We start from the raw sequence: 12674 nt of genomic DNA, 5'->3' as shown, positions 1-12674 counted from the left end.
TCTTGTCGCAATCCGCGTGAGCGGATCAAAATCAGCCGCGTTCGGCGAGCTTCCGCTCCCACGCCAGCGCGTCGCGGACGATCTGGTCGAGGTCGTCGTGCTGCGGCCGCCACGGCAGAGTGGCGAGGATCCTGCGGTTGTCCGAGACGAGTTCGGCCGGGTCGCCCGCGCGGCGCCCCTCCATCTTGCGCTCGATCTGCAAGTTGGTGACCCGGTCGACCGCGTCGAGGACCTCGAGCACCGAGTAACCATGGCCGTAACCGGCGTTCATCGTGATGTTCTCGGTCGGCGCCTCGATCAGCCGGTCGAGCGCGTGGACGTGCGCCGCGGCGAGATCGCTGACGTGGATGTAATCGCGCACGCCCGTACCGTCGGGCGTCGTGAAATCGGTGCCGAACACCGCGACCGACTGGCGCTTGCCCGTCGCCGCCTCGACCGCGACCTTTATCAAATGCGTCGCGCCCGCGGTCGACTGGCCCGAGCGGCCTTGCGGATCGGCGCCGGCGACGTTGAAATAGCGCAGCGCGCAGTAGTTGATCGGGTGCGCGGCGGCGACGTCCTTGAGCATGATCTCGGTCATCAGCTTGGACATGCCATAGGGATTGATCGGGGCCTTCGGATCGTCCTCCGCCACCGGCACCTTGTCGGGCGTGCCATAGGTCGCGGCGGTCGAGCTGAAGATGAAATGCTTCACCCCGCACGCCACCGCACTTTCGATCAGCGCACGGCTCGCGACGGTGTTGTTGCGGTAATATTTGAGCGGGTTCTCGACCGATTCGGGGACGATGATCGATCCGGCGAAGTGCATCACCGCGACGACTTGGTGCTCGCGCATCGCGCCGCGCACCGCCTCGTCGTCCTCGATATTGGCGCGGACCAGCGTCGCGCGGGAATCGACCGCCCAGTCGAAGCCCGTCGTAAGGTTGTCGACCACCACCACGCCCCAGCCCGCGTCGAGCAGCGCCAGCACCGCGTGGCTGCCGATATAGCCCGCGCCGCCCGTGACCAGCACACTGCCCTTGCTCATCGTCGCGATCCCTTTGTTGCGGGCGTTGCCCTACCTATATCGGAGGCCAATCGAAAGGACCCATGATGACCGACTATGCGATCCTGGCCGGGGGCTGCTTCTGGTGCACCGAGGCGGTGTACAAGGACGTGATCGGGGTCGAGAGCGTCGAGAGCGGGTATATCGGCGGCCGCGTGGCGAACCCGACCTACAAGCAGGTGTGCGGCGGCGACACGGGGCATGCCGAGGCGATCAAGGTCGGGTTCGATTCGAGCCAGGTGACGTACGCCGACCTGCTCGACATCTTCTTCGCGACGCACGATCCGACGACGCTCAACCGCCAGGGCAACGATGTCGGCACGCAATACCGCTCGGCGATCTTCCCCGTGGATGTGGCGCAGGAGGCCGAGGCAAAGGCAGCGATCGAGCGCAACGCCGCCAACTGGCCCGCGCCGATCGTCACGACGATCGAGCCGATGACCGAATGGTATCCGGCGGAGGATTATCATCAGGAATATTGGAAAGGCGAAGGCCAGCGGAACCCCTATTGCCTCGCGGTGATCCCGCCCAAGTTGCAGAAGCTGCGCAAGAGCTTCGCCGCGCGGTCGAAGGCGCTGAGCGAAACCGCCTAGTCGCGGTGCGCGGCGCGGCGCAGGCGATCATTGATCGCCTCGCCGATACCGTCGTCGGGAACCGGGGCGACGGCGATTTTCGGCAAATCGCTCGCGTCGGCGCGGTGGAGCAGGTCGAACAATCGCGTCGCCGCTTCGGTCAGGTTGCCGCTCGCCGATAGTGTGTCGTCGCCCGGCGTCGGACCGAAGCCGATCATCCATTCGTCCTCGGCCGCGCGCGGTGCGTCGATGCGTAAGGGTTTGCGCGGGGCGTAGTGCGAGGACAGCTGCCCCGGCGCCTCGACCGTCTCCGGCGCGTCGGCGCCGGTGTCGAAGCGGTCGACCTTGCGCTTGCCGGTCGACAGCGCCGCCAGCACCTGCGCGCCGGTAATCGGGCCGTGGCGTAGGATCCGAGTCATCCCGAACACTTCGCGCACGATGGTCGATTCGATCCCTTGGCGCGTCGGGCCGTCGTCGATGACGAGCGGGATGCGGTCCGTGAGGCTCGCCATAACGTGCTCGACGCGCGTCGGGCTGATCGTGCCGCTGGCATTGGCCGAGGGCGCCGCGAGCGGCTTGCCGCACGCTTCCAGCAACGCGCGCATCGCGCGGTGCGCGGGGACGCGGATCGCGATCGTCTCCAGCCCCGCCGTCACCAGCGACGCGATCCCCGATGACGGCTTGAGCGGCAGCACCAATGTCAGCGGCCCCGGCCAGAACGCCGCCGCCAGCGCCTCGGCGCGCGCATCGAACGCCGCGAGTTTCTTCGCCGCCGCCACGTCGAGCACATGGACGATCAGCGGATTGAAGCTCGGCCGGCCCTTCGCGGCATAGACCCCCGCCACCGCCGCGCCGTCGGTCGCGTCGGCAGCGAGGCCGTACACCGTCTCGGTCGGCACCGCGACGCACTGGCCCGCCGCGATCAACGCCGCGGCTTCGGCGGTGTTATGCGCGTTGTATGGGAGAATCCGGGTGTTTGGCGCGTCCATTGCCCGACGCTATAGCGCCTGCGAGTCAGAGAGGAACCCGATGCCCTTCACCCCCGCCATCGCCGAGCAACGGTTCGTCCTGGACCATGTCGCGCGGATCGCCGATCTCGCCGCGACCGAGCGCTTCGCCGGCGCGAGCCCCGACATCGTCGATGCGGTACTAGAGGGCGTGGGACAATTCGCCGCGGGCGAATGGGCACCGCTCAATCGTGCGGGCGATACCGACGGCCCGAAATGGACTGAAGAGGGCGTGAAGATGCCCGCGGGCTACCGCCAAGCCTATCACGATTATGTCGAGGGCGGATGGGGCACAATCGGCGCGCCGGCCGACTTCGGCGGGCAGGGTCTGCCGTTCGTGCTGGCCAGCGCGGTGCTCGAAACGCTCGGCACCGCGAACATGGGTTTCGCGCTCGCGCCGACGCTGACCGTGGGGGCGATCGAGGCGTTGCTCCACCACGGCACACCGGCGCAGCAGGCAGCTTATTTGCCGCACCTCGCGACCGGCGCGTGGACCGGAACGATGAACCTGACCGAGCCGCAGGCCGGGTCGGATGTCGGCGCGCTCAAGACCCGCGCCGAACCGGTCGGCGACGGTACGTACCGGATTTCGGGCACCAAGATTTTCATCTCGTTCGGCGATCACGACATGGCGGACAATATCGTCCATCTCGTGCTGGCGCGGACGCCCGACGCGCCGGCGGGAACGCGCGGCATCTCCTTGTTCCTCGTCCCCAAATACCGCCTCGACGCCGACGGCAATCCGGGCGGATTCAACGACGTTCGCGTGATGTCGATCGAACACAAGATGGGTCTCCACGCCTCGCCGACCTGCGTGCTCTCGTTCGGCGATCACAACGATTGCATCGGCGAGCTGATCGGTGCCGAAAACGGCGGCATGCGCGCGATGTTCACGATGATGAACAACGCGCGGCTCAACGTGGGCTTGCAGGGTGTGCAGGTCGGCGAGGCGGCGACGCAGAAAGCGGTCGAGTTCGCGCGCGAGCGCATCCAGTCGGCCCGCGCGGGTTCGCCCGACAAGACCCCGGTCGCGATCATCGAGCATCCCGACGTGCGCCGCATGCTGATGCGGATGAAGGCGCAGACCCAGGCGGCGCGGGCGCTGGTCTATCTCGCCGCCAGTATGGTCGACCGCGCCGATAGCGACGAAGCGGCGAAGGGCCGGCTCGAAATCCTCACCCCGCTGGCGAAGGCGCACGCCACCGACCTCGGCAACGAAGTCGCGAGCCTGGGCGTGCAGGTGCATGGCGGGATGGGTTTCATCGAGGAAACGGGTGCGGCGCAATTCTTCCGCGATGCGCGGATCACGCCGATCTATGAGGGCACCAACGGCATTCAGGCGGCCGATCTGGTCGGGCGCAAGCTCGGCCTGTCGAACGGCGCGGCGTTCCACGCGCTGATCGCCGACATGCGCGCCGAAGCCGAGGACGCCGCGTTGCGCAACCTGATTGATGCGTGCGACGAGGTTGGGCGCCGGCTGGCGACCGCCAATGCCGACGACCGGCTCGCCGCGAGCTATCCGTTCCTGACGATGCTGTCGGTCGCGGTGTGCGGCTGGCTGATGGAGCGCCAAGGCCGGGTCGCGGCGGAGGGCGGCGACGACTTCGCCGCGATGAAGCGCGCGGTCGCGGCTTTCTATGTCGAGCAGATCGTGCCCGAGGCGCTCGGGCTGCACGCTGCGGCCAGCGCGCCCGCCGCGAGCCTGTACGCGCTGTCCGCCCACCTGTTCGCCGCATGAGCTTCGATATCGACGCCTATCTCACGCGAATCCGCCTGCCCGCGCGGCCGACGCTCGACCATCTCGGGCTGGCGGCGGTGCAGCGCGCGCATCGGCTCGCCATTCCGTTCGAGAACCTCGACATCCGGCTCGGGCGCGGCGTGCGGATCGACAGCGAGTCGGTATTCGCCAAGCTCGTGACCGCGAAACGCGGCGGCTATTGTTTCGAGCAGAACCGGCTGTTCTGGGACGCACTGACAGCGTTCGGCTTCACCGCACGGCCCCTGCTGGCGCGCGTACTGCTCGGCGCGACCGGGACGCCCGGCCTGACGCACATGCTGTTGCTGGTCACGATCGATGGGGAGGACTGGATCGCCGACGCAGGGTTCGGCGGCAGCTATGCGCCGCCGATGCCGCTGAAGGCGGGCGCGGAGGCGACCGCCCCCGATGGCGCGCTGTTCCGGCTGAGCGAGGACGAACGCGGCTGGGTGCTGACCCGCGACGGGCCGTCCGGCGCCACCGACGGCCGCGGCGGCAGCGGTCCGGTCGACCAATACAGCTTTCTGCTCACCGACGTCGCGCAGGCCGACCTCGACATGTCGAACCACTGGACCGCGACCGCGCCGGGGACGCGGTTCGTCGACATGTCGATCGTGAGCATCGCGTTGCCGACGGGCTATGCCGCCTTGAACGACCGCAAATATGGCCGGCATGCCAGCGGCGAGGATAACATGACGCAGATCGACGACCCGCGCGTCTACCGTCTGCGGCTCAGCATGATGTTCGGGATCGACCTGTCGGCGGAAGAAGTCGCCGCGCTGGGCCTGTTCTAGACGCGCTCGCGTTCGAGCAGGTCGCTCGCGTCGAGCCCGAGCAATTCGATATGTTCGGCGATTCGCGGCCATTGATCGTTGACGAAGCGGTCGCGCTCGGCGACGCGCAGCTTGTCGGCGGCACCCGGCAGCACGAACATGCCGACCCCGCGCCGCACCTCGACGTACCCGTCGTCCTGAAAGCTCTGATACGCCTTCGCCACGGTCAGCGGGTTGGCGCCATGTTCGGCGGCGAGCGCGCGAACCGAGGGGAGCTGATCGCCGGCGCGATATTCACCGCGCAGGATCGCGGCCGCGATGCCGCCGCGAAGGCGGATATAGACCGGGCTATCGTCGTTGCTGAGTGCCATGCCGTCTTAATACAGCAATTGGCGGATACGTCCAGTCGATTAAGCGCGCCAGTTTGAAACAATCTTGTTCAGATCGGGACGCGGTCTTTCCTCCAATTGCTTGGCGGGTGTGCCGAGGAAGATAAATCCGGCGACCCGTTCCGGGGCCGCGCCGAACGCATCGCGCACCGCACCGGAATAGGCCGACCAGCCGGTCAGCCAGCCGCCGGCGAACCCCATGGCGTGCGCGGCGTGGAGCAAGTTCATGCACGCGGCACCTGCCGACAATTCCTGTTCCCATAACGGGATGTGGCTCTCGGTCTTCGGCGAAGACAGCACGACGACGAGGGTCGGCGCCTGGTGCGCGAACTGGACGAGCGCCTCGATCTCCAGCCGCGCCGCCTGCGGCCGTTCGACGCGGTATGCTTCGGTGATGACACGCGCGAGCTCATCGCGCTTGTCCGTCGGCACCACGACGAAGCGCCACGGCGCGAGCTTGCCGTGGTCGGGCGTCCGCGCGGCGATCGCGAGGAGGGCGCGCAGCTGCGTCTCATCCGGTCCCGGCGCGAGCAGGTCGCGCGGCTTGCCCGAGCGGCGCGTGGCGAGGAGCGAGAGTGGGGTGGAGCGGTCGTTGAACATGGCGCTCATCTAGCCGCCGTTCGGTAGTATTTACACCCGGGGCTTTGCCGCTAGGTTGCCGCCATCCAATCCGCCGCGTGTTCGACGGCGGAGCATAAGAGTTCAGGGAGCGAATGCCATGGTGGACACCCCGACCGCGGACAATCCGCGCGAGCCGGATATTACCCATACCAATCCGGCAGCGGAAGCGACGTGGTTCGGCCACCCGCGGCAGCTCGCGCGGCTGTTCACCACCGAAATGTGGGAACGGTTCGGCTATTACGGCATGCGCGCGCTGCTCACGCTGTACCTCACCAAGCATTTCATCTTCGGCGATCGCGAAGCGACGGGGTTGTACGGCGGGTTCACCGCGCTCGTTTACCTGACCCCACTGATCGGGGGCTATCTCGCCGACCAGTATCTCGGGTCGAAACGCTCGGTGAAGTTCGGCGCGATCATCATGGCGATCGGCTATTTCACGCTGTGTTTCGGCGGTGAGACGGCCAAGCCCTATGCGATGGTCGACGGCCAGCGCTACGAAGTGCAGGTCGACCATTTCAAGGATGCGCCGACATCCGCCAAGGAGGAAAAGCGCGTCCTGGTCGACAACGGCAAGCGTTTCGAGATCAAGGGGAACGAGGACGGCAGCGTCTCGCTGCTTAACGCCGATGGCTCGACCGCGAAGAGCATCGCCAAGGGTGGGTTCGACGCCAAGGGCGACCGCAGCCCGTTCTGGCAAATGATCCTGCTACTCGCGCTCAGCCTGGTGTCGGTGGGCAATGGTTTCTTCAAGCCCAACATCTCGACGATGGTCGGCGAACTATACGCGCAGGGCGACCGGCGCCGCGATTCGGGCTTCACGATCTTCTACATGGGGATCAATCTGGGGTCGCTCGGGTCGCAGATATTATGCCCGATCCTCGCCGACGCGGTAGGCTGGTGGGCCGGCTTCGGGCTCGCCGCGCTCGGCATGCTGGTATCGTACACGCTGATCCAGTTCGACGGCGGCAAGCTCGCGGCGGTCGGCGAGCCGCCGGCGCGGACCGGTCCCGACCGCGCGCTGCTTATCTATATCGGCGCGCTGGTCGCGGTGCCCGTGGTCTACTTCCTGTTTGTCAACCTGATGAACACGCCGAAGCCGGTGCCGGGGTCGGGCTTCATCGGCTATCTCGCCTCGTTGTCGCTGATGGGCAAGCTGCTGTTCGGCACCTTCGTCGTGTCGATCCCGGGCATTTTGATCTGGTCGTTCGTCAAGGGGTCGCGGACCGAGGCGCAGATGATGCTCGCGGCGATGATCCTGATCGTGTTCAACGTCGTGTTCTGGACATTGTTCGAACAGGCCGGGTCGTCGCTGACGCTGTTCGCCGACCGCAACACCAATCTGACGGTGTTCGGCGACTTTAAGATCACCGCGCCGCAGACGCAGTTCTTCAACGCCTTCTTCATCGTCGCGCTCGCGCCGCTGATGAGTATGTTGTGGACGTGGCTGGCCAGGCGCGGGTGGGAGCCGTCGATCCCGATCAAGTTCGGTCTGGCGCTGATGGGCGTCGGTGCGGGCTTCCTGTTCCTCGTCTGGGGCTCGCACTATGTCGGGCCGGACTTCCAGGTCGGGATCTGGTGGCTCGCCGGCCTCTATCTGATCCATTCGGTGGCGGAGCTGTGCATCTCGCCGGTCGGGCTGTCGATGATCACCAAGCTGTCGATCACGCGGATCGTCGGGCTGATGATGGGCGTGTGGTTCCTGTCGATCTCGGTCGCGCAATACGTCGCGGGCGTCGTCGCCCAGTTCGCCAGCGTCGAGACGGTGGGCGGTCAGGTCACCAACCTGAAGGTCAGCCTCGACACCTACACCGGCACCTTCACCACGATCGCCGAAGTGGCGATCGCGCTCGGGCTGCTGTTGTTGCTACTGTCGTGGCCGCTCAAGAAGTGGATGCACGGCGTCAAGTGATCGGCCGGCCTCCTCCGGTTCGCCGGAGGAGGCCGCCGTCGCTGACTATAGTTTGACGCCTAAAGTTTGACTCTGGCCATCCCCGCCGCGTTGTAACGGGCGCCGGCGGTCCCGCCCGCGGCATCGATCGTCGCGAGATCATCTGCCGTCAGCGTCAAGTCGGGCGCGGCCGCCGAATCGCGCATCGTCACGCGGCGCTTCACGCCCGGGATCGGGACGATATCGTCGCCCTGTGCGAGCAGCCATGCCAGCGCGACCTGCGCGTTCGAGGCCCCGTGCCGCCCCGCGACTTCGGCGATCGCGTCGACGATCTTGAGATTCTGCGGCAGCGTGTCCGCCTGATAGCGTGGGTCGTTGTGGCGCCAGTCATCGGCGGGCAGGTCGTCGAGGCTGCGGATCGTCCCCGCCAGGAAACCGCGGCCGAGCGGGCTATACGGCACAAAGCCGATCCCGTTGTCGCGGCACGCTTGGAGTATCTCGCCCTCCACGTCGCGTTCCCAGATCGAATACTCGCTCTGCAATGCGGTTATCGGGTGGACCCTAGCGGCGCGGCGGATCGTGTCGGCGCCGGCTTCGGACAGCGCGATGTGGCGGACCTTCCCCTCCTTCACCAGCTCGGCCATCCCGCCGATCGTCTCCTCGATCGGCACGTTGGGATCGACGCGGTGCTGGTAGAACAGGTCGATCGTGTCGATCCCGAGCCGCTTGAGCGATCCCTCGCACGCGCGCCGCGCATTCTCAGGGCTGCCGTCGATACCAGTCGGCTTGGTGCCATCCCACGTCATCGCGAACTTGGTCGCGATCACGAGGCCCTCGCGTTTGCCCTTGATCGCCTGGCCGACCAGTTCCTCGTTGGAGAACGGGCCGTACATCTCCGCGGTGTCGAAGAAGGTCAGGCCCAGGTCGACCGCCTCGTGGATCGTCTTGATCGACTCATCGTCGTCGGCATGCCCGTAATTGATGTTGCCTTCGCGGATCATCGGCATGCAGCCGATGCCGATCGCCGAAACTTTCAGGCCGCCATCATGCGTGCCGAGCGTGCGGTATTTCATCCGGGAATCTCCTCGATCTCGCGGTCGGTCTCGCCTTTCGCGCCACCACCGCTCCGCGCCGATATGGTGGCGGTGACCGCGACATCCATCGTCACGTTGCCGAGCGTGCGAAACAGATCGGGCACCGTCTCGACCGCGACGAGCAACCCGAGCGCCTCGATTGGCACGCCCATCGCGACCGAGACGGGCGCGACCGAGGCGAAGAAGCTCGCGGTGCCGGGCAGGCTGACCGATCCCATCGTCGTGATCGCCGCCGTCGCAACCCCAGCGGCGAGCTGCGCCGGGCCGATCGTCGTGCCGGTGAGGTGCGCGACGTACAGCGCGACCGCGAGGTTCATCGCCGGGCTGGTCGCGCGGAACACCGCGACCGCGATGGGCAGGACGACGCCTGACACGCTGGCCGGCGCCCCCAGTTCCTCGCTCGACTTGAGCATCGTCGGCAGCGTCGCGAGCGAGGAGGAGGTCGAGAGCGCGACGACCTGGCTCGGCAGCACCGCGCGGGCGAACCTGCCGAACCCGACCCGCGCGCCGATCATCGCCATCGGATAGGCCGACAGCAGCACGAGGATGCCGAGCGCCGAGACCATCGCGACGTAATGCGCCAGCGCGCCGAACGCCGCGGCGCCCGCCTCCATCCCCACGCCGAGCGACAGGCAGAACACGCCGATCGGCGCGAGCACCAGCACCCAGTTAATCACGACCACCATCGCGTCGGCGATCGCCTGGAAGAAATCGACGAGCAGCTTGCGGCGCGCAGGCGGCAGGCGCGTGATCGCGAAGGCGAACACCATCGCGAAGAAGGTCATCGACAGGAAGGCGTCGCTCGCCGCCGCATCGAGGATGTTGGTCGGCACGATCTTTTCGAAAAACTCGATCAGCGTGGGTACATGCGTATCGGGGTTGGCCGGGGGCAGCGAGGCGCGCAGCGCACTCGCCCAGTCGGCGCGTAAGGGAAAGAGGCGGAGCAGCAGCGGCATCAGGAAGGCCGAGATCAGCGTGTTGATCCACAGGATGGCCACGAAGAATAGCAAGGCGCGCGCCGCGATCTTCCCCGCCTTCGCCGCTTCGGCCGACGCCGCGATGCCGATCACCAGCAGCGCCACTACCAGCGGCACGATCACCATCTGCAGCCCGTGCACCCACGCTCCGCCGACCAGCTTGGTGACGACCAGCACGTGCCCGCCGACGTCGGGCGCCCAGTTGGCCAGCGCCATGCCGATTGCCAACCCAACCACCAACGCGGTCAGAATCCGAAACGCCTGGCTCATGCTCGCCCTTCCCCGTTCGCCGCGCTAAGAGGCGGCCAAGACGCCCAGATAGCGAACGGAAAAACGCGCAATGGCAAGGAAATATTTCGGTACCGACGGGATTCGCGGGCTGACCAACAAGGCGCCGATGACCGCGGCGATGGCGATGAAGGTCGGCATGGCGGCGGGCGCGCATTTCGTTCGCGGCGACCACAAGCACCGCGTCGTGATTGGCAAGGACACGCGGCTGTCCGGGTACATGATCGAGGCGGCGATGGAGGCAGGGTTCACCTCCGTGGGCATGGACGTGACGCTGGTCGGCCCGCTGCCGACCCCCGCGATCGGGATGCTGACGCGGTCGATGCGCGCCGATCTGGGCGTGATGATTTCGGCGAGCCACAATCCCTATGCGGACAACGGCATTAAATTGTTCGGCCCAGACGGGTACAAGCTCTCCGACGCCGACGAACTGGCGATCGAGGCGCTGATCGACGGCGACGTGGCGCTCGCCCCCGCGCCGGAGATCGGCCGCGCGCGTCGGATCGAGGATGCGCGGGGGCGCTACATCCACTTCGCCAAGGCGACCTTCCCCGACGACCTGCGGCTTGACGGGCTAAAGGTCGTGGTCGATTGCGCGAACGGCGCGGCGTACCAAGTCGCGCCCTCCGCGCTGTGGGAACTGGGCGCCGACGTCATCGCGATCGGGGTCGCGCCGAACGGCATCAACATCAACGACCAGGTCGGGTCGACTGCGCCGCAGACATTGTGCGAGACGGTGGTCGCGAGCGGAGCCCAGATCGGCATCGCGCTCGACGGCGACGCCGACCGGTTGATCGTGGTCGACGAGACCGGGCGCGTGATCGACGGCGACCAGCTGATGGCGGTGATCGCGACCGGTTGGGCGCGAAACGGTAAGCTCAGGAACCGCGGGCTGGTCGCGACGGTGATGTCCAACCTGGGGCTCGAACGTCACTTGCAGAATCACGACATCAAGCTGATTCGCACCGCGGTCGGCGACCGCTACGTGCTCGAGGCGATGCGCGGGCAGGGCTATAATGTCGGCGGCGAGCAATCGGGGCACATCATTCTCAGCGATTATGCGACGACCGGCGACGGGCTGGTCGCGGCGTTGCAGATCCTCGCCGAACTGGTGCGGTCGGGCTTGCCCGCGAGCGAACTCCTTCACCGCTTCGACCCGCTCCCGCAATTGCTCAAAAACGTGCGCTTCAAGGGCGGCAAGCCGCTCGACGACGCGAGCGTCAAGGCGGTCATCGCCGATGCCGAGGGCGAACTGGCGGGCAAGGGCCGGCTGGTGATCCGCCCGTCGGGCACCGAGCCGGTGATCCGCGTAATGGCCGAGGGCGAGGATGCGGGACAGGTCGCGGCGGTGGTCGATCGCATCTGCGACGCGGTGAAGGTCGCGGCCGGCTAGGCCTCGTTCGCCCAGCGCGTCAGCAACGTGTGCGCGATCGCGAAGTGCGGGGGCGCGACCATCGGCGCGTCGGGATCGCCGGCAAGCGAGCGCTTGATGTCGGCGCGGCTGATCCAGATCGCTTCCTGCAATTCCCTCGTGTCGAGCGTGATCACGTCGTCCTCGGCTTCAGCGACGCACGCCATCATCAGCTGCGACGGGAACGGCCAGGGCTGGCTCGCGACGTAGCGCACGTTCGACACGTGCACGCCCGCTTCCTCGAAAATCTCGCGCGCGACGGCTTCCTCGATCGATTCGCCCGGTTCCATGAACCCGGCCAATGCGGAGAAGCGCCCCGGTGGCCAGTTCGGCCCGCGCCCGACCAAGGCTCGGCCGTCATGCTCGGCGATCATGATGACGACCGGGTCGGTGCGCGGGAAATGTTCGGTGCTACAAATCGGACACAGGCGCCCCCAGCCGGCGCGGAACATCGCGGTCTGCTCCCCGCAATTGGCGCAGAACTGATGCCGGCTGTGCCAGTCGAGCACGCTCCGCGCGGCGGCGTAGGTGCCTGCCTCCTCGGGCCGCAGCCGGTCGAGCAACGCGAACATGTGCGGCGGGCGGCCGGGGCCGGTACGCAGGCCGGGAATGGCGGCGGCGAAGTGCGGTTTGCCGTCGAGCAGGCCGAGAAAGATCAGCTCGGCCTCGTCGGGCGCGTCGGCCAGGCTCGTCCATTCGAGCCGCCCGTCGTCGGACACCACCGGATCGAACCCGTCGAGCCGCAACAACCGCGCGCGCCAGTCGCCCCTCACCGCCGCCAGCGCCTCCGCATCGTGGCGGATATGGTCGGCGCGGTCGAGCGGACTGCCGGTGAATCCCGGCGCCACTACCC

At 67.1% G+C, this 12674-nt stretch carries 12 protein-coding genes; 5 read left to right on the top strand and 7 right to left on the bottom strand.

The genetic code is table 11. From position 1 onward, the window contains the following. Positions 1 to 31: 31 nt before the first annotated feature. Positions 32 to 1027, bottom strand: a complete 996-nt coding sequence (galE, locus tag E7773_RS08395; RefSeq protein WP_293990168.1) for a UDP-glucose 4-epimerase GalE — start codon at positions 1025 to 1027, stop codon at positions 32 to 34. 62 nt (positions 1028 to 1089) lie between these two features. Here galE and msrA point away from each other — a divergent pair, with 62 nt between their 5' ends. Continuing rightward, positions 1090 to 1638, top strand: a complete 549-nt coding sequence (gene msrA, locus E7773_RS08390; RefSeq protein ID WP_293990166.1) for a peptide-methionine (S)-S-oxide reductase MsrA — start codon at positions 1090 to 1092, stop codon at positions 1636 to 1638. Here msrA and E7773_RS08385 read toward each other — a convergent pair. Continuing rightward, positions 1635 to 2606 carry an L-threonylcarbamoyladenylate synthase gene (locus E7773_RS08385; protein WP_293990164.1) on the bottom strand — a complete coding sequence of 324 codons (972 nt, stop codon included), beginning with the start codon at positions 2604 to 2606 and terminating at the stop codon, positions 1635 to 1637. The two genes, msrA and E7773_RS08385, sit on opposite strands and share 4 nt — an antisense overlap. Before the next feature lie 40 nt (positions 2607 to 2646). On the opposite strand from E7773_RS08385, the gene E7773_RS08380 reads away from it, so the two are divergent. Then, the gene (locus E7773_RS08380; RefSeq protein WP_293990162.1) at positions 2647 to 4362 is read left to right on the top strand and encodes an acyl-CoA dehydrogenase; all 1716 of its coding nucleotides are present in this window, start codon (positions 2647 to 2649) and stop codon (positions 4360 to 4362) included. Continuing rightward, a complete protein-coding gene (locus E7773_RS08375) occupies positions 4359 to 5174 on the top strand; it encodes an arylamine N-acetyltransferase (protein WP_293990161.1) in 816 nt (271 codons plus the stop codon). Before E7773_RS08380 ends, E7773_RS08375 begins: the two co-directional genes overlap by 4 nt. Here E7773_RS08375 and E7773_RS08370 read toward each other — a convergent pair. Beyond that, complete coding sequence (locus E7773_RS08370) at positions 5171 to 5524, bottom strand: GntR family transcriptional regulator (RefSeq protein WP_293990160.1); 354 nt, start codon at positions 5522 to 5524, stop codon at positions 5171 to 5173. The genes E7773_RS08375 and E7773_RS08370 overlap by 4 nt on opposite strands. Positions 5525 to 5563: 39 nt before the next feature. Beyond that, entirely contained in the window at positions 5564 to 6142 is a 579-nt protein-coding gene (locus E7773_RS08365; RefSeq protein WP_293990764.1) for a nitroreductase, read from the bottom strand. 118 nt (positions 6143 to 6260) lie between these two features. On the opposite strand from E7773_RS08365, the gene E7773_RS08360 reads away from it, so the two are divergent. Then, positions 6261 to 8072, top strand: a complete 1812-nt coding sequence (locus E7773_RS08360; protein WP_293990159.1) for a peptide MFS transporter — start codon at positions 6261 to 6263, stop codon at positions 8070 to 8072. A 59-nt stretch (positions 8073 to 8131) separates the two neighbouring features. Here the strand turns inward: E7773_RS08360 and E7773_RS08355 are convergent, their stop codons facing one another. Together E7773_RS08355 and E7773_RS08350 are read right to left on the bottom strand one after the other, a co-directional pair. Next, the gene (locus E7773_RS08355) at positions 8132 to 9124 is read right to left on the bottom strand and encodes an aldo/keto reductase (RefSeq protein ID WP_293990158.1); all 993 of its coding nucleotides are present in this window, start codon (positions 9122 to 9124) and stop codon (positions 8132 to 8134) included. After that, positions 9121 to 10392 carry a cation:dicarboxylase symporter family transporter gene (locus E7773_RS08350; RefSeq protein WP_293990157.1) on the bottom strand — a complete coding sequence of 424 codons (1272 nt, stop codon included), beginning with the start codon at positions 10390 to 10392 and terminating at the stop codon, positions 9121 to 9123. The genes E7773_RS08355 and E7773_RS08350 overlap by 4 nt, the downstream gene beginning before the upstream one ends. Positions 10393 to 10462: 70 nt before the next feature. Here E7773_RS08350 and glmM point away from each other — a divergent pair, with 70 nt between their 5' ends. Then, the gene (gene glmM, locus E7773_RS08345) at positions 10463 to 11803 is read left to right on the top strand and encodes a phosphoglucosamine mutase (protein WP_293990156.1); all 1341 of its coding nucleotides are present in this window, start codon (positions 10463 to 10465) and stop codon (positions 11801 to 11803) included. Here glmM and nudC read toward each other — a convergent pair. Next, positions 11800 to 12669 carry an NAD(+) diphosphatase gene (nudC, locus tag E7773_RS08340; RefSeq protein ID WP_293990155.1) on the bottom strand — a complete coding sequence of 290 codons (870 nt, stop codon included), beginning with the start codon at positions 12667 to 12669 and terminating at the stop codon, positions 11800 to 11802. The two genes, glmM and nudC, sit on opposite strands and share 4 nt — an antisense overlap. Positions 12670 to 12674: the final 5 nt, after the last annotated feature.

Origin of the sequence: Sphingomonas sp. (genome assembly GCF_004799495.1) — a bacterium.
GTDB lineage: Bacteria > Pseudomonadota > Alphaproteobacteria > Sphingomonadales > Sphingomonadaceae > Sphingomonas.
This window is presented reverse-complemented; position numbering and strand designations above follow the sequence as displayed.

Excerpts from the sequence above, each read along its gene's own strand:
- galE (WP_293990168.1), bottom strand. The coding sequence starts at position 1,027 with ATGAGCAAGGGCAGTGTGCTGGTCACGGGCGGCGCGGGCTATATCGGC.
- E7773_RS08355 (WP_293990158.1), bottom strand. The coding sequence starts at position 9,124 with ATGAAATACCGCACGCTCGGCACGCATGATGGCGGCCTGAAAGTTTCG.
- E7773_RS08385 (WP_293990164.1), bottom strand. The coding sequence starts at position 2,606 with ATGGACGCGCCAAACACCCGGATTCTCCCATACAACGCGCATAACACC.
- E7773_RS08375 (WP_293990161.1), top strand. The coding sequence starts at position 4,359 with ATGAGCTTCGATATCGACGCCTATCTCACGCGAATCCGCCTGCCCGCG.
- glmM (WP_293990156.1), top strand. The coding sequence starts at position 10,463 with ATGGCAAGGAAATATTTCGGTACCGACGGGATTCGCGGGCTGACCAAC.
- E7773_RS08380 (WP_293990162.1), top strand. The coding sequence starts at position 2,647 with ATGCCCTTCACCCCCGCCATCGCCGAGCAACGGTTCGTCCTGGACCAT.
- E7773_RS08350 (WP_293990157.1), bottom strand. The coding sequence starts at position 10,392 with ATGAGCCAGGCGTTTCGGATTCTGACCGCGTTGGTGGTTGGGTTGGCA.
- E7773_RS08360 (WP_293990159.1), top strand. The coding sequence starts at position 6,261 with ATGGTGGACACCCCGACCGCGGACAATCCGCGCGAGCCGGATATTACC.
- E7773_RS08370 (WP_293990160.1), bottom strand. The coding sequence starts at position 5,524 with ATGGCACTCAGCAACGACGATAGCCCGGTCTATATCCGCCTTCGCGGC.
- msrA (WP_293990166.1), top strand. The coding sequence starts at position 1,090 with ATGATGACCGACTATGCGATCCTGGCCGGGGGCTGCTTCTGGTGCACC.
- E7773_RS08365 (WP_293990764.1), bottom strand. The coding sequence starts at position 6,142 with ATGTTCAACGACCGCTCCACCCCACTCTCGCTCCTCGCCACGCGCCGC.